This is a genomic window from Marisediminitalea aggregata, assembly GCF_900129565.1.
GTDB classification, from domain to species: Bacteria; Pseudomonadota; Gammaproteobacteria; order Enterobacterales; family Alteromonadaceae; genus Alteromonas; species Alteromonas aggregata.
The window spans coordinates 128,146-145,314 of sequence record NZ_FQWD01000001.1 but is presented as its reverse complement, the minus strand read 5'-3'; the positions used below and the strand labels follow the sequence as shown (position 1 = coordinate 145,314).

13 protein-coding genes are annotated in these 17,169 nt (G+C 50.4%); 10 read left to right on the top strand and 3 right to left on the bottom strand.

What is annotated here, in order from left to right:
- Both BUB81_RS00640 and BUB81_RS00635 read left to right on the top strand, forming a co-directional pair.
- On the top strand, positions 1 to 1,503 hold the full coding sequence (locus BUB81_RS00640) for a tryptophan halogenase family protein (RefSeq protein ID WP_073316785.1): 1,503 nt from the start codon (positions 1 to 3) through the stop codon (positions 1,501 to 1,503).
- Between the two features lie 118 nt (positions 1,504 to 1,621).
- On the top strand, positions 1,622 to 3,946 hold the full coding sequence (locus tag BUB81_RS00635) for a carbohydrate binding family 9 domain-containing protein (RefSeq protein ID WP_073318560.1): 2,325 nt from the start codon (positions 1,622 to 1,624) through the stop codon (positions 3,944 to 3,946).
- Between the two features lie 63 nt (positions 3,947 to 4,009).
- Here BUB81_RS00635 and BUB81_RS00630 read toward each other — a convergent pair whose 3' ends face one another.
- A complete protein-coding gene (locus BUB81_RS00630; RefSeq protein ID WP_073316783.1) occupies positions 4,010 to 4,468 on the bottom strand; it encodes a cupin domain-containing protein in 459 nt (152 codons plus the stop codon).
- 344 nt (positions 4,469 to 4,812) lie between these two features.
- On the opposite strand from BUB81_RS00630, the gene acnA reads away from it, so the two are divergent.
- Positions 4,813 to 7,527, top strand: coding sequence for an aconitate hydratase AcnA (acnA, locus tag BUB81_RS00625; RefSeq protein WP_073316781.1), 2,715 nt, complete (start codon positions 4,813 to 4,815; stop codon positions 7,525 to 7,527).
- A gap of 120 nt (positions 7,528 to 7,647) precedes the next feature.
- Complete coding sequence (locus tag BUB81_RS00620; RefSeq protein ID WP_073316779.1) at positions 7,648 to 8,043, top strand: energy transducer TonB; 396 nt, start codon at positions 7,648 to 7,650, stop codon at positions 8,041 to 8,043.
- A gap of 76 nt (positions 8,044 to 8,119) precedes the next feature.
- On the opposite strand, the gene BUB81_RS00615 is transcribed toward BUB81_RS00620, so the two are convergent.
- Positions 8,120 to 8,983 (bottom strand): sugar phosphate isomerase/epimerase family protein, encoded by an 864-nt coding sequence (locus BUB81_RS00615; protein ID WP_073316777.1) that lies wholly within the window; start codon positions 8,981 to 8,983, stop codon positions 8,120 to 8,122.
- A 14-nt stretch (positions 8,984 to 8,997) separates the two neighbouring features.
- Positions 8,998 to 10,014 (bottom strand): LacI family DNA-binding transcriptional regulator, encoded by a 1,017-nt coding sequence (locus tag BUB81_RS00610; RefSeq protein ID WP_073316775.1) that lies wholly within the window; start codon positions 10,012 to 10,014, stop codon positions 8,998 to 9,000.
- Between the two features lie 366 nt (positions 10,015 to 10,380).
- Between BUB81_RS00610 and BUB81_RS00605 the strand changes: the two genes are divergently transcribed.
- Genes BUB81_RS00605 through BUB81_RS00580 form a run of 6 tightly spaced genes read left to right on the top strand, consistent with a single transcriptional unit; the run spans position 10,381 to position 17,166 of the window.
- Entirely contained in the window at positions 10,381 to 11,526 is a 1,146-nt protein-coding gene (locus tag BUB81_RS00605) for a Gfo/Idh/MocA family protein (protein WP_073316773.1), read from the top strand.
- A 60-nt stretch (positions 11,527 to 11,586) separates the two neighbouring features.
- A complete protein-coding gene (locus tag BUB81_RS00600; RefSeq protein WP_073316771.1) occupies positions 11,587 to 12,645 on the top strand; it encodes a sugar phosphate isomerase/epimerase family protein in 1,059 nt (352 codons plus the stop codon).
- 37 nt (positions 12,646 to 12,682) lie between these two features.
- Positions 12,683 to 13,906: a nucleoside permease gene (locus BUB81_RS00595; protein WP_073316769.1), complete on the top strand. Its 1,224-nt coding sequence runs from the start codon at positions 12,683 to 12,685 to the stop codon at positions 13,904 to 13,906.
- Positions 13,899 to 14,810, top strand: coding sequence for a hydroxypyruvate isomerase family protein (locus BUB81_RS00590; RefSeq protein WP_073316767.1), 912 nt, complete (start codon positions 13,899 to 13,901; stop codon positions 14,808 to 14,810). The genes BUB81_RS00595 and BUB81_RS00590 overlap by 8 nt, the downstream gene beginning before the upstream one ends.
- 53 nt (positions 14,811 to 14,863) lie before the next feature.
- Complete coding sequence (locus BUB81_RS00585) at positions 14,864 to 16,549, top strand: GMC oxidoreductase (RefSeq protein ID WP_073316765.1); 1,686 nt, start codon at positions 14,864 to 14,866, stop codon at positions 16,547 to 16,549.
- The gene (locus tag BUB81_RS00580) at positions 16,549 to 17,166 is read left to right on the top strand and encodes a gluconate 2-dehydrogenase subunit 3 family protein (RefSeq protein ID WP_073316763.1); all 618 of its coding nucleotides are present in this window, start codon (positions 16,549 to 16,551) and stop codon (positions 17,164 to 17,166) included. The genes BUB81_RS00585 and BUB81_RS00580 overlap by 1 nt, the downstream gene beginning before the upstream one ends.
- Positions 17,167 to 17,169 lie beyond the last annotated feature (3 nt).

The following is a 17,169-nucleotide window of genomic DNA, read 5'->3' as shown; positions in this document are numbered from 1 at the left end:
ATGAAGCAAACACATCCGGCATCAGTCATAATTGTGGGCGGCGGTACCGCAGGCTGGATGTGCGCTGCGTATTTGGCTAAACAATGGGGGGCAAAAAGCCACATTACCCTAATAGAATCTTCGCAAATTGGTACCGTTGGGGTAGGCGAAGGCTCTACGCCATTTCTCAAGCAGTTCTTCACCGATCTTGGTTGGCAGGAGCAAGACTGGATGCCCCACTGCGACGCCACCTATAAAACCGGCATCGAGTTCGCCAACTGGACGAACAGCCAGCGTTTTTCTCAGTATTTCCATCCGTTTTTCACACCACTTGATCAGCAAACCGGCGAACTGTTTTTTGATAGTTGCCAGACGTTGCGCAGCAGCCGGGGCAATGCCGATGTAAAACCTGAACACTATTTCTGTGCTGCTGAAATGGTACGTAAACGGGTTACGCCGCAAAGCACCAAATTGCCCGGCGATATCGACTACGCCTACCATTTCGATGCCAGCAAATTGGCCCTGAGTCTGAAGTCGTTTTCTACGCAACTTGGTGTGCAGCACAAGGAAGGAAAAGTCGCAGAGGTTTATACGGAAGAAGGCAATATCCGTGGTTTGCGCATGGAGCAGGGGGAAACGCTGAGCGCGGATTTATACGTGGATTGTTCGGGGTTTGTTGGCTTGCTGATGAAAAAAGCCCTGAATGCGCCGTTTAGAAGCTATCGCGAAACCTTGTTTAACGATGCCGCCGTGGCGTTACCAACACAACACAATAGTAATGAGCCTATTGCGCCGCAAACCCGATCAGTGGGCATGGATAACGGCTGGATGTGGCAAATTCCGCTGACATCCAGAATCGGTAACGGTTACGTGTACAGTTCTGATTTCTGTTCAGCAGATGAAGCCGAAGGGGCGTTGCGCAAGGCGTTGAATGTCGATGACTTGGTGCCCGCTCGCCACCTGAAAATGCAGGTTGGACGATTAGATGAGCACTGGCAAGGTAACTGTGTTGCCATTGGGTTAGCTCAAGGGTTTATTGAACCCTTGGAAGCCACCGCGCTTATGCTGGTGCAATATGCACTTTACCAATTGGTGGACGGCGTTGATTCTGCGAAGCCATTAGCGAGTGCGCAACAAGCCTACAACCGCGAAATGAACCGTATGTTCGACGGTATTCGCGATTACATTGCCGCGCATTATTACCTCAATACCCGCACCGATTCTGCCTATTGGCAGGCGTGTCGTCATGAAATGTGTGTGCCCGAAAACCTACAGTATTTACTGGATAAATGGGATAGCGGCGCCTGTTTTGAAACCGCGTTGGATCACCTGGATTCAGAACTCGTCTACCTGCGCCCTTCCTGGTACTGCATTCTGGCCGGCATGGGTCGTTTCAATTCCCCTGAAGCTCATCAGAAAGCCCCGGTTCATCAGGCGTCGTTGGCGCATTTAGCAAAGCTGACAGCGCATTATTTTTCTCAGCAACAGCGCCCGCGGTCTGGTGAATTAACCTGCGGAATGTAACGAATTGTTAATAATTTTAACAATTCACCGTGTGTCTTCTAAACTCTATCGACATTACATAGGAATTTAGCGGCCTTGTGGCATAGTCGCCCGCGGAATGAAGACAGTAGACACAACTATGATATTGCGATGTACAGGCTGGCTGTTGCTGGCTGCCCTATGCCTGAGTCCGGCGCTGGCCAATGATGTATTGATCAGCGAGTCTGAACAGCAACCGGTTACCCAAATTCCGTTTCTTGAAGGTGCGGTGACCATAGACGGTAATCTGAATGAGCCTCAGTGGCAACAAGCCAGGGCGATCTCATTGGACTACGTTACCCGCCCTTACAACAATACAAAGCCTCCCGTTTCTACACAGGTAAAGCTATTCGAAGACGGCGAAACACTGCACGTTGCTTTTATTGCTGAAGACCCTGACCCGGAGCAGATCCGCGCATTCTTTCGCGACCGCGATAAAGTGTGGAGCGACGACCTGGTTGGCATAAAACTGGATACTTTTAATAACGGCAGATTGGCATACCAGTTCTTTATAAATCCCCTGGGCGTGCAGGCAGACGCCATTCAAAACGAGATGACCGGTAATGAAAGCGATAGCTGGAATGCCATTTGGGAGTCTGCAGGGGTCATAAACGACAACGGCTACATTGTGGAAGTGGCTATTCCTCTGCGTATTATGAATTTTGAAGAAGGCGAGCGTACCAAATTGTGGGGGGCTGAATTTATTCGCTTCTACCCGCGTGAAGAGCGTTTGAGAATTGCCAATATTCCCTGGGACCGCAATGATGCCTGTACGCTTTGCCAGCTCGGTGATGTAAAAGGCTTCGAGCAAGCTACGCAGGGTAAAAACCTGGCGTTAGTGCCCACACTGGTGCTGGGGAAAGGTCGAAGTCGCGACCCTTTTTCGTCGAATGAATGGGACGACATCGAAGTAGTAGAACCGGGGCTGGATGTGAAATGGGGGATTACGCCGGAAATGTCGTTGCAGGCAACGTTGAACCCCGACTTCTCGCAGGTAGAAGCAGACGATGCACAGGTAAACATTAACAACACGTTTGCCCTGTTTTTTGACGAGCGACGCCCGTTTTTCGTTGAAAACGCCGATTACTTTTCGTCGAATCAACGCCTGGTATACACCCGGAATATTGGATCTCCTGATTATGGGTTAAAACTCACCGGTCAGAAAGAGCGTCACACCTTCGGCGTTTTTATGGCTGATGACGCCAATACCACATTTATTGTGCCGGGCAACCTGGGTTCAGGCATAGCGGTACTGGAAGACGAGTCGTTAAACGGTGCGCTGCGCTATCGGTTCGACTACGACAATGATTTATCCATTGGTTCGGTTACGACGTTCAGGCAAGCTGGCGACTACCATAACTTTGTAAATGGCCTGGACGTAAAATACCGGTTAACACAGCAGGATACCCTGCGAGCTCAGTATGTAGTGTCGAATACCCAGTATCCGGAAAACCTGTATACCAACTTTTGCGGAAATGATTGCAGTGAAGCCGACGACTTGTCGGAAACGGCTATCCGCACACGACAAACAGAGGCATTTAGCGGCACTGCCTGGCGGGTTAACTACCGCCATGAAGAGCAGGATTGGTTTTTCCGCGCCGACCGTTACGAAAACGACGCCGGTTTTCGCGCTGATTTAGGGTTTGAGACCAAAGCTGATTACAACAAAACCGTCGTGGGTGGTGGTTATTTTTGGTGGAACGAAAATAGCTGGTGGAATCGCATCAGGCTCAATGGTGACTGGGACCTAACTCACAATGACAACGGTGAAGTACTCGAACGTGAGCTGGAAGCGTATGTGAGCATTCGGGGTATGTGGCAGTCCTTCCTTGAACTGGGCACCGTCAGGCGCGAGCGGGTTGGGTTGCGTCATGATCCATCTACCCTGGCAGTAACCGGTAACACCGACCGGTTTGATGAGCAATCGGTGAGTGTGTATGCCGAAACCCGGCCAAATCCGACATTATTTGTGAGTACGTTTGTTCGCAAAGGTGACCAGATTGATTTTGCAAATAACCGGTTAGGCAAACAACTGTTCGTTGAGTCTATGGTTGATGTGAATCTGGGTAAGCACACCCAACTGCGTTTTACCCAGCTCTACAGTAATCTGGACGTGGCCAGTGCTTCATTGTTTACGGCGCGTATTTCCGACTTGCGTTTGACTTATCAACTTGATGCCCGGCAGTTTGTCAGGCTAATTGGCATTTATAACAATACTCACCGCAACCAGGACAACTACCAGTTTGATGTGAAGCCGGTTACCCGCACACTGGGCGGGCAACTGTTGTATTCCTACAAGCTCAATCCGCTTACGCGCTTTTTTGTTGGCGTATCAAGTGCTGCCATAGAGGAGAACCCGCTAACCGGGCTAACAACAACGAACAAATCGGTGTTCATGAAGTTTAGTTATGCTTGGCTGTACTAGTGTTTAAAAAAAGCAGATATGGAAAAGAAGCGGCCACAGTCCTCGCGCTGGTGAGGGGGCCGCTTATAGAAACTTGTTCAGGTGCGGGTGCGCCAGTTCTATCCATTGACGCAGACTAGGCTCATCAATAAAGCTGAAGTCAGCAAAATCAAAGCCTGGGGCAACAGAACACCCTACCAGAGAGTAATCACCGGTAGTTTCTGCTGCCTGGAAATGCCCGCCAGGCACTATTGCAGCCATATCATTATCTTCGCCGCCAATGCGCTTCTCGTGAAGTTGCTGTTGATGCAACTGATAAAGCGTTAAAGGGGCGCCGCTGTAATGATTCCAGATTTCGTCGTGCAAAACCCGGTGAAAACGGCTCACCTGACCCTTTAACAACAAAAAGTAAATATGTGTCACCGCTGGCCGAGCCAGTCCATGTTTAGGTGATTTAACTTCCGTTGTTGAGCGATAAATCTGCCGGTAATACCCACCTTCCGGGTGCGGTTCCAGCCTTAATTTCTCAATAAGAGGGTGCATGTTGTTCTCCGTCTTCAGGCAATCAGGGTGTCAATCCAACGGGTATTTGACCTATTGGACGAACTGTTGCTTGTTGCTGACGTCTTATAATTATTCCATGAGCATACCGAAGGGCGTTACCGAATGCACGATATTTATTAACAATTCATTAATCATTTGGCAGCGTCTATACGGCGTAATGTCACGATGAGAAGTGAACTTTTTCCCGTACTCGGTACGTAGGAATAGTGTGAAATTTCATTCATGCACGGCTTTTTGCACTCTGCCAGGTTAGTACCGCAGACAGGACCGGGTTGTTGGAAGCGGTCTGCAATCAGCATGTGCCAATATAAGGATGCAGCAACATGACACAATACCAATCGTTTTCATCGTTAACGGTGGGTGACCATCAATATCGCGCAGTGAATTTAAATGCGCTGTCTGAACGTTACGACTTATCACGCCTGCCTTTTTGTATAAAAATTTTATTAGAGAACCTACTGCGGCACGAAGACAGTGAGTTTGTTACCGCCAATGATATTGAAACGGTAGCAACTTGGGACACCGCAAAGCCAGTAGAGCATGAAATCGCGTTTGTGCCAGCCAGAGTCATTCTGCAGGATTTCACTGGCGTGCCTGCCATTGTTGATTTGGCTGCAATGCGCGACGCAGTAAATCGACTTGGCGGTGATGCTCAGGCCATTAATCCGCTCAATCCGGTTGAATTGGTTATTGACCATTCTGTGATGGTGGACCACTTTGCACAACCGGATGCGCTGGAGAAAAACACTGCCATTGAAGTACAGCGCAACAAAGAACGCTACCAGTTTTTAAAATGGGGCCAGTCGTCATTCGATAACTTTAAGGTAGTGCCGCCGGGGCGGGGGATCGTCCATCAGGTAAACCTGGAATACCTGGCGCGATGCGTATTTGCCAACGAGCAAGGGCAGGAAACCGTGGTCTATCCGGATACTCTGGTAGGCACTGACTCGCACACCACTATGATCAACGGCTTAGGTGTATTGGGCTGGGGTGTCGGAGGCATAGAGGCTGAAGCTGCAATGTTAGGGCAACCGGTTACTATGCTGTTACCGGAAGTCGTGGGTTTCAGATTAACGGGTAGCCTTAAACCCGGCGTGACAGCCACCGATATGGTTCTTACCATTACTGAACAACTTCGCAACCACGGCGTAGTGGGCAAGTTTGTAGAATTCTACGGCCCCGGTTTGTCGTCTCTCACAACCGCCGACCGAGCCACCATAGCTAACATGGCGCCTGAATACGGCGCGACCTGCGGGATTTTTCCCTTAGATCAGGTTGCCTTAAATTATCTTCAACTTACCGGACGTGATGAGCAGCAAATCAAACTGGTAGAGGCATACGCCAAACATGCCGGCTTGTGGCATGACGACACCAGTAAAGATGCTACTTACCATGAAACCCTGGAACTGGATTTAGGCGATGTGGTGCCCTCGGTTGCGGGCCCTAAACGGCCGCAGGACCGCATTGCATTAGCGCAAGCCGCCAGTGCCTACGAACGTTGGTTGTCAGAGCAAATTGACATCACTGATGTGACTCAGGCAAACGAGTTTGTCGCTGAGGGGGGCGCAGCGCCAGTCGTTGACGAGAACCATGCATCCTATGTGGAATTTGACGGTGAGTCATTCAATCTTGAAGACGGGGCAGTGGTCATTGCAGCAATTACAAGTTGTACCAACACCTCAAACCCGTCGGTATTGATTGGTGCAGGGCTGCTGGCGAAAAAAGCCAACGAGCTGGGGTTAACCCGTAAACCCTGGGTGAAAACATCTTTGGCTCCCGGGTCTCAGGTCGTAACCCAGTATCTGGACGACGCAGGCCTAATGCCGCATTTGGAAGCGCTTGGATTCAACCTGGTTGGATACGGCTGTACAACCTGTATCGGTAATTCTGGTCCACTGCCTGAACCCATTGAAAAAGCCATTCAAGGCGCGAAGCTCTCGGTTACCTCGGTGCTGTCGGGTAACCGCAATTTTGAAGGCCGTATACACCCTGAAGTCGCTGCTAACTACCTGGCGTCTCCGCCATTGGTGGTTGCCTATGCGCTGGCTGGCAACATGAAAATCGATATCACCAAGGCGCCTCTGGGTCAGGATAAAGACGGTAATCCGGTGTATTTGAAAGACCTGTGGCCGAGCAGCGAAGAAATTGCGGATTATATTGCTGAGCACGTGTCCGGAGAGATATTTAAGGCCAAATATGCTGATGTGTTCACGGGCAGCAGTGTTTGGACTGATTTGGACACCAGTGACACGGCCGTTTATGACTGGCCTGAGTCTACCTATATCAAGCATCCGCCATTTTTTGAATCCATGTCTGCCGAACCTGATGAAGTGGGGGCAATCGATGCCGCACGTTGTCTGGTGAAAGTGGGCGACTCCATTACCACTGACCATATTTCGCCGGCGGGCTCTATTGCGCCGGATAGCCCGGCTGGCCAATATCTGCAATCTCTCGGTGTTAGCCCGGCCGACTTTAACTCCTATGGTTCTCGTCGGGGTAACCATGAGGTAATGATGCGCGGTACGTTCGCCAATGTGCGGTTAAAGAACCAATTGGCGCCTGGTACCACCGGCAGTGCAACCACTCACTTTCCTTCAGGCGATGCCATGTCGATTTACGACGCGGCAATGCGTTACAAGGAAGAGGGAACACCGGCGATTGTGATCGGGGGCAAAGAATATGGTACAGGCTCCAGTCGCGACTGGGCGGCAAAAGGGCCAGCTCTCATGGGCGTACGCGCAGTCATTGCCGAGAGTTTTGAGCGAATTCACCGTTCAAATCTAATTGGTATGGGAATTTTGCCGTTGCAGTTTAATGAAGGAGACAGCGCAGATTCACTGAACATTAGCGGCAACGAAAGCTTCTCTATTGCGCCGGTTAGTGCAGGTCAAAAGACGACCACCATGACCATCACCGATGATAACGGCAACCACCGGGATGTAGAGTTGCAGGTCCGTATTGATACCGGTAATGAGTTTACCTACTATCAGCACGGCGGCATTCTGCACTATGTGATCAGGCGTTTTCTGACACAATAATAATGGCGGGCAGGGTGTTTTGCACCCTGCTTTATTTTGGCTTCTCTAAAAAGTCTTTTCGAATTTTATAGCGTCTGCTAGAGTGTTTTTTGAACAATAAAAATACTCAAGGAAGACACCATGAAATACCTGTTAGTTGCTTGTTTACTGACATTAATCACCGCCTGCTCGGTGACAACGGTTGCGCGCCCAGCGCCAAGACCCACTCCCTCAGTCCCGGTAATGACACCCGAGCCAACACTACTGAAATACAAAAATCCAGAATATCCCGATGCAGCGATAACCAAAACATCTTCAAGCATTATCTTGCAAAACGGCTGGGTACTATTACAGTACAACGTCGATGAAAGTGGCAAACCCGTAGATATTAAAGTGGTTGACGCCAGCCCTAAAGGGCTGTTTGAAGAGGCGTCGATCGAAGCGCTAGAAGGCTGGGAATATCAGCCGCCTATGAAAGACGGACGCAGACAACCGATGACGGGCTTACATAATCTTTTCACATTTAAAATGATGTAGTGTCCGCAAAAATTTCGAAGAATAAAAAAACCGACGGCCGTAATACGTACCGTCGGTTTTGCTATATAGCTTAGTGCTACTTGCTTTGCAGTGTAGTAACCGCCGAGAAGCCCTGACTGATAGTACGAACCAGATCGTCTGTTTGGTCGCGCTCCACGAACTTGTGCTCAATACCCGCCAGTTCGCCATTTGCGAAGATAGTGGCGAAGTCAATGGTGCCTTTGCCCACGTCGGCGAAACTGCCGTCTTGAGCAAGATCTTTCACATGCCACATTTTGAAGCGGCCAGGCTGGCGCTTGAACAATTCAACCGGATCAAAACCCGCTTTCACAGTCCAGTACAGGTCTAACTCCATAGCGAGTAACTCACTGTCACAGCGCTCAAGAATAAGGTCATAAGGCAATTGACCATCCAGTTCTTGGAATTCAAAGTCGTGATTGTGGTAAGCCAACTGAATACCACGTTGCTTACATTTCTCGCCCCACACGTTCATTTCATCAATCAGGCTGTAGTAGTCTTCAATACTCTTGCGGTCTTCCGGCATTAAATAAGGCACCACAATGTATTTGTGGCCTAATGCGTCGGCGGCATCCAGGTGTGCTTCCAAGTCTGCTCTGAGCAGGTGCGGCATAACATGAGTAGAGGGGCTGGTTAAGCCGTTCGACTTCAGCAAATCGGCAAACTGTTGTGGAGTGTTGCCAAACAAGCCGGCCAGTTCCACTTCTTTATAGCCCACTTCAGCCACCAACGCCAGCGTCTCAGCTACGCTTTTTTCCATCATGCTGCGAAGTGTGTAAAGCTGCAAACCTACAGGTAAAGCAGGTGCAGAAGACGATGCAACGGTGGCTGCCGGTTTACATGCTGCGGCACCCAGCAACGCCCCCATACCGGTTGCACTGACTTGCAGGAAACGGCGGCGATTTAGCGTTAGTTTAGACATGGTTACGTTCCTTATTATGGGTTAGCTGAATCTGGCGCTGGGCCAGTGCTTTGTCGGGTGATCAGTTCAAAAGGCAATATCACCTTCAAGGCGTGCTTGGTTTTGCCGTTCAGCACGTCGATTAGTACATTGACGGCGGTCTCGCCGAATTCTTCAGCGGGCTGTGCAATGGTGGTCAGCGGTGGTTCGGCATAAGCCGAAAAGGCAATGTTGTCGAAACCAGCAATAGAGATATCTTCAGGAATAGACAAGCCGGCTTCGCGTACTTTACGCATCGCTCCCATGGCCATTTCGTCGTTTTCACAAAAAATGGCCGTTGGGCGTTTGGGTAAACTCAGCAGCGTCGTAGCCGCCCGGTAACCCGACGATAGCGTAAAGTCACCGGCGCACAGTAGCGAATCATCGATACTGAGGCCGGCAGCTTTGAGGGCATCTTCGTATCCCGCTAAACGATCGCGGGTAAGCGGACTGGATTGCGGACCTTTCACCATGGCTATGCGGCGATGTCCCAGCGAAATCAGATGTTCGGTCATGGCTTTCGCCGCAGCGCGGTTGTCCAGCGTGACGGTTGGGAAGCGCGCACCGTCGACAATTTCACATGCATTGACCATAGGTAATAACGCTTCAGACTGGAACTGGTCGGGTGCAAACGGGTTAAAGGCGCGTAACTGGATCACGCCATCTGCCTGGGAGGTGTCGACGAGCTTGGCGCAGTTTCGCTCGATGTCGTCGTCGCCCATGGTATTCATTAGCAGTAGTGAGTACCCCTGAGAGGCTGCTGCTTCCTGCATGCCTTTTATTACTCGAGCAAAGAACACGTTGGCAACAGTAGGCACGAGTGCTACCAATACCTGGGTTTTACCTGAACGGAATTTCACTGCCATCAGGTTAGGTTTGTAGCCCAGGTGATCAATGGCTTCCTGCACGCGAACGCGGGTTTTAGGAGAGACGCGATCAGGTTGCTGCAGCGTACGTGACACGGTTGCCACAGAGACGCCTGCCATGTCTGCTACTTCACGAATCGTTGACAACCTCTTCTCCTACAACTGTTCTTTACTTTATTTTGTGTAAATGTAACCGATAACATCTTTTACTCTAATTGTTAAAAGAATGCAAAGACAAATTCTGTAAAAAACCGTATTTCGGGGCATTTATCGCGCATTTTGTCGGTTCTTATTCGACTATTTGTTAAAAAATTAAGTAAATTAAGACTGGATCAGGCATGCGATCTTGATATACTCGAATGTAATCCGTTACATTTTTACAAAATTAACATCTTGGACACATGTGGTGTAAAGTGAAATGCTGTTGTGAGTAGGGTTATTCCAAGCATTCTGAAACCCGTTCACTCAACGCTTACACACCTGTAGACGAGCCTGGCTAAGATAGGAGCAAACATGCAGAAAATTCGACTTGGTATGGTAGGCGGCGGTCAAGGCGCCTTCATTGGTGCGGTGCACCGAGCTGCAGCCGGGTTAGATGGGCAGTATGATTTGGTGGCTGGCGCGTTTAGCCGTAATCCTGAGAATAATCTGGCGACAGCGAATCAGCTGTGTATTTCCGAAGATCGCGCGTACAGCAGTTGGGAAGCCCTTATCGAAGGCGAACTTAAGTTGCCTGAAGAGCAACGCGTACAGGCTATTGCCGTCGTTACTCCAAACCATTTGCATGTACCTGTTACCAAAGCCGCACTGGAAGCCGGTTTTAACGTGTTCTGCGAAAAGCCGCTGGCAATCAATTTAGAAGAAGCGCAATCCCTTGAATCAGTGCTGGCAGACTCAGGTGCACTGCTGGGCTTAGCGCATACCTATATTGGCTATCCTATGGTGTGGCAAGCCCGTCATCTGGTTGCTACCGGCGAGCTTGGCACCATTCGCAAGGTCTATGTGGAGTACCCGCAAGGCTGGCTAAGTAATAATTTGGAAGCGGACGACAACAAACAAGCCAGTTGGCGTACCGACCCTGCCCAGTCTGGCGGCAGTGGTTGTATGGGCGATATCGGCACCCACGCATTTAATATGGCCGAGTTTGTTACCGGTAGCAAAGTGACCCACCTGTGTGCTGATTTACACACGCATATTCCAGGTCGTCGTCTCGATGACGACGGTGCCGCGTTCCTTAAATTCGACAACAACGCGTCGGGCGTACTCATTGCCAGCCAGGTTGCAGCAGGCGAGGAAAACGGCCTGAAGATTCGCGTTTACGGCGACAAAGGCGGCCTGGAGTGGTTCCAGATGCGTCCGGACTCACTGATTGTTCGCTCGCTTGATAAGCCAATGACTATTTTACGTGGTGGCCAGGGGCAGCCAGGGTTATGTGAAGAAGCCTTGAAACGCTGTCGCATTCCGGTTGGACACCCTGAAGGGTATCTGGAAGCCATGGGCAACCTGTACACCTTGTTTGCGCAGGCTATCCGCAGTGGCCAGCAAGGCGCAGCAGACGGTGTGCCGGGTCTGGCAGAAGGTTTACGTGGAATGGCCTTCATTGCCACCATGCTGGAAAGCCAAAACAGCGATCAAAAATGGACGGCCCTAACCCTATAGGTTCGTTAGCGCGGTGCGTTGTGCGCGCCAGTTAAGAATACATAAGCAGGAGAGTAAACAATGTCTGCAATTAAAGGCCCGGCGATATTCCTGGCACAATTTTTAAGTGATCAAGCGCCGTTTAACCGCTTGGATACCATCGCAGCATGGGCAGCGGATCTGGGCTATAAAGGCATTCAGGTGCCTACCAGCGATCCGGCTATTTTTGATTTGGAACGCGCTGCGGAAAGTCAGGAATACTGTGACGAAATCATGGAAACATGCCGCAAAGCGGGTGTGGAAATCACTGAGCTTTCTACGCACCTGCAAGGGCAGTTAGTGGCAGTACATCCTGCTTACGATGAACTGTTCGACAACTTTGCGCCAGAGCACTTACACGGTAATCCCAAAGCACGTACCGAGTGGGCCATTAATCAACTGAAATGCGCAGCTAAAGCCAGTCAACGCCTGGGCCTGAAAGCCCATGCTACTTTCTCCGGTGCTTTGATGTGGCACCTGGTTTATCCGTGGCCACAGCGTCCGGCCGGTCTGGTTGAACAAGGTTTTGCCGAGCTAGCGAATCGCTGGTTACCCATTTTGGATGCCTTCGACGAAGCGGGCGTGGATGTGTGTTACGAAATCCATCCGGGCGAAGATATTCACGACGGCGCAACGTTTGAGCGTTTCCTGAATGCTGTTGATAACCACCCACGTGCGAACATTCTGTTCGACCCGAGTCATTATGTGTTGCAACAACTGGATTACCTGGACTTCATCGACCGTTACCACGACCGCATTAAGATGTTCCACGTAAAAGACGCCGAGTTTAACCCAACGGGTCGCTCCGGTGTGTACGGCGGTTACGAGGATTGGGTAGACCGTCCGGGACGTTTCCGTTCACTGGGTGATGGTCAGGTAGATTTCAAAGGTATCTTCAGCAAACTGACGCAGTACGGGTTTGAAGGTTGGGCGGTGCTCGAGTGGGAATGCTGCCTGAAAGACTCCAATCAGGGCGCAGCAGAAGGCGCGCCGTTTATTGCCAGCCATATCATTCAGCGGGCAACCCATGCATTTGACGATTTTGCGGGCGCAACAAGCAGCGATACACGCAATCGACGCATTCTTGGATTAGACGAATAACAACACTAACCATAACGAAGGAATTGGCGGTGAGCCTATGAACACAATAACAATACGGCTAAGCGTAATGATGTTTCTCCAGTTTTTTATCTGGGGTGGATGGTTTGTCACACTGGGGACATTCCTGGGCGGCACGCTCGGCGCAAGCGGCGGCGAAATTGGTATGGCGTTTTCAACCCAGTCATGGGGGGCTATCATAGCGCCTTTCATCATTGGTTTAATTGCCGACCGCTTTTTTAACGCAGAACGCATCCTGGGTATTTTACATTTAGTGGGCGCCGTGCTGATGTATTTAATGTACCAGTCGGGCGACTTCGCAAGTTTTTACCCTTATGTGCTGGGCTACATGATTGCTTACATGCCCACTCTGGCGCTGGTTAACTCAGTGTCGTTTGGTCAAATGAAAGACCCAACCAAAGAATTCGGGAAAATCCGTGTATGGGGCACGATTGGCTGGATTGTCGCGGGTCTGGTAATTAGCTATGTGTTCTCCTGGGATTCACAACAAGCCATTGCCGATGGCATGCTGCGTAACACCTTTATGTTGTGTGCGATTGCGTCTGCTGCGCTGGGTGTTTACAGCTTCACGCTACCGGCCACACCGCCTGCCTCAAAAGGTCAGGAAGCGTCTGGCCTGGGTGAGTTGTTAGGCCTTGATGCGCTGTCTCTGCTGAAAGATAAAAACTTCTTAGTGTTTTTCCTGTCGAGCGTACTTATTTGTATTCCGTTGGCGTTTTACTACCAGAATGCTAACCCGTTCTTAACCGAAATCGGTGTAGAAAATGCAACAGGTAAAATGACGCTGGGTCAGGTCTCTGAAGTGTTGTTCATGCTGGCTCTGCCTGTGTTCCTGAACCGCTTCGGTATTAAGCTCACGTTAATGCTGGGCATGGCAGCCTGGGTACTGCGCTATGCTTTATTTGCACTGGGCGATGCCGACGGTGGCGTAATGTTGCTTATCGTAGGTATTGCGCTGCACGGTATATGTTACGACTTCTTCTTCGTGTCGGGTCAAATCTATACCAACGCAAAAGCCACTGAACAATGCAAGAGTGCGGCTCAAGGCCTGATTACTCTGGCAACTTACGGTGTAGGTATGCTGGTGGGCTTCTGGGTAGCCGGTCAGGTTACTGATGCATATGTTACCGATGCAGGTCACGACTGGGCGCCAATCTGGTACTTCCCGGCAGGGTTTGCACTGGCAGTACTGGTGATTTTTGTATTGCTGTTTAAAGGCGAAAAGGTAGAAGCCAATGACTAAGCTAACGGATTCGCTGGCCAATGATGTATCCCGCCGCTCTTTGCTCAAGCAACTGGTGGTGGGCGTAACCGGCGCAACGTTGTCGGGCAATGCACTGGCGCAACTGGGCAATGTTAAGCCGAGTGGTCCTCTGAAAGGGGCGGTGAATCATTCCGTGAGTCGCTGGACTTACGGCAAGCTGTCTATTGAGGAACTGTGTCAGGTCGTCAAACTTCTGGGTTTTAAAGCCATTGATTTAGTGGGGCCAGAAGACTGGGCCACGCTGAAAAAATATGGCGTGGACAGCTCAATGTGCAATGGTGCAGAGCTGAACCTGACTGACGGTTGGGCTGACCCGCAGTTCCACGAAGCTTTGATTGCGCGCTACACCGCGCATATCGACAAAGTGGCGGACGCCGGTTACACGAACCTAATTTGTTTTAGCGGTAACAAGCGTGGGAAAACCCCGGAAGAAGGGTTAATCCATGCTGAAAAAGGCCTGAAGCAAGTGTTAGGGCACGCTGAAAAGCGCGGCGTTGTGCTGCAAATGGAATTGTTTAACAGCAAGGTGAATCACCCGGATTACTTTGCCGATAATTCCGCATGGGGTATTGCGCTCTGCGACAGACTGGGGTCTGAGAACTTTAAACTGTTGTACGACATTTATCACATGCAAATCAGTGAGGGTGACATTATCCGGACGATTCAGGATAACCACGCTTACTTTGGTCACTATCACACTGCCGGCGTTCCTGGCAGACACGAAATTGATGATACCCAGGAGCTGTATTACCCGGCGATCATTAAAGCCATCGTAGCTACCGGTTTTACCGGCTATGTGGCGCAAGAATTTATACCCACACCGTCTGATATCAGCGGCCAAATCGCATCTTTGCGTCAGGCCATTGATATTTGTGATGTTTAAAAAATAGCAATTACCCTGTCGATTATTAGGCACAGAATTAGAGGGGAGATGTAATGGCGAATAACGAATACGATGCGATCGTTGTCGGTTCAGGTATCAGTGGCGGCATGGCAGCAAAAGAGCTGACCGAAAAAGGCCTCAAGGTACTGATGCTGGAGCGTGGACGCAATATTGAACATATAAAGGATTATACCAACGCGCACAAAGAAGCCTGGAACTATCCGCACCGCGATCTGCCTACGCAGAAGCGCAAACAGGAAGAACCAGTGCTTCAGCGTGATTATCCGTTGAATGAATCAACCAACGGCATGTGGGCCAGTCATCAGGACTCTCCCTATGTAGAGAAAAAACGTTTCGACTGGTACCGCGGTTACCACGTAGGTGGTCGTTCACTGCTATGGGGTCGTCAAAGCTACCGTCTGAATGAAGAAGACTTCCTGGCGAATGCCAAAGAAGGCATTGCGGTAGATTGGCCGATTCGTTACGAAGACATCTCGCCCTGGTACGATTATGTGGAGCGTTTTGCCGGTATCAGTGGTAGTCGCGATGGGTTGGACGTATTGCCAGATGGCCAGTATTTACCGCCTATTCCGCTGAACGTAGTGGAAAAAGAAGTTGCTCAGCGTTTGCAAAAAGCATTCGGCGGAACACGTCATCTTATCCATGGCCGTTCAGCAAACATTACGCAGCCTAAGCCGGAGCAAAACCGGGTTAACTGTCAGTACCGTAACAAGTGCTGGTTGGGTTGTCCGTTTGGTGGTTACTTCAGTACCCAGTCGTCTACACTGCCGCTGGCTATGAAAACCGGTAATCTGACCCTGCGTCCGTTTTCTATTGTAACTCGTGTGCTTTACGACAAAGACAAGAAGCGCGCGACAGGCGTAGAAATTCTGGATTCTGAAACCAACCAGACTTATGTGTTTAAGAGCAAAATTGTGTTCCTGAACGCCTCTGCCCTTAACTCTGTGTGGATGCTGATGAACTCAGCAACTGACGTATGGGACGGTGGTCTGGGTAGCAGCAGCGGTGAGCTGGGCCACAACATTATGGACCACCACTTCCGCGTTGGCGCAAGTGCTGAAGTGGAAGGTTTCGACGACAAGTATTACTACGGCCGTCGTCCATCTGGATTCTATATTCCACGTTTCCGTAACTGGCATGACGACAAGCGTAACTACCTGCGTGGCTTTGGTTATCAGGGCAGCGCGAGCCGTGATGGCTGGAACCGCAATATTGCTGAGATGGGCATTGGTGCTGGTCTTAAAGACGCGATCGTTGAGCCGGGTGGCTGGCGTATAGGCATGACCGCGTTCGGTGAAATGCTGCCACACCACGATAACCGCATTTTCCTGAACAAAGACAAGAAGGATAAATGGGGTCTGCCGGTTCTGGAAATGGACGTGGAGATCAAAGAAAACGAAATCGCCATGCGTAAAGACATGAAAGACGACGCGGTTGAAATGTTTGAACGTGCTGGTCTTAAAAACGTGCGTGGCTACGAAGGTGATTATGCGCCGGGTATGGGTATTCACGAAATGGGTGGTGCACGTATGGGCCGCGATCCTAAAACGTCGGTTACCAACAAGTTCAACCAGGTTTGGGATGCGCCAAACGTATTCATGACTGATGGTGCGTGTATGACCTCTGCATCATGTGTAAACCCATCTTTGACTTATATGGCGTTAACGGCTCGTGCAGCAAATTACGCAGTAGAAGAACTGAAGAAGAGGAATCTGTAATGGAACGTCGTGACATATTAAAACTGATCACGGCTGCCACCGGGGTAGCCATGGTGGGTGCCGATGCCTTTGCCTGGGACAAAGTTCCCGAAGCAACCAGTGCTAAAGATGCGGGTTTTACCGCAGAGGACATCAGCCTGTTAAACGAAATTGGTGAAACTATCATTCCTGCCACAGACAGCCCGGGTGCGAAAGCGGCCAACGTCGGTGCAACGATGGTGGGTTTGGTTGCGGATTGCTATACGCCGCCTGAACAAGCTGAGTTTCGTCAGGGCCTGAAAGCCATTGATGTGGAAAGTAAAGCCGCCTTTGGGAAGCCTTTCTTGCTGCTGTCTGCCACGCAGCGTCACGAATTACTGACCAAGCTGGATACTACCGCCAAGGAACAGGATAACAAAGTGGGTCTGGGCTGGGCTGTGCATCAGCGTCCAAGCCACAGAAGCATAGAAGACAAAGGACCAGTTCCGCATTACTTCACGTTAATGAAGCAGCTTACGTTGTTCAGCTTCTTTACATCAGAAGTCGGTGCGACTAAAGCCCTGCGGTATGTAAGTATTCCTGGCAGATACGACGGTGATATGCCGTATCAAAAAGGCGATCGTGCCTGGGCTACCTAAGCC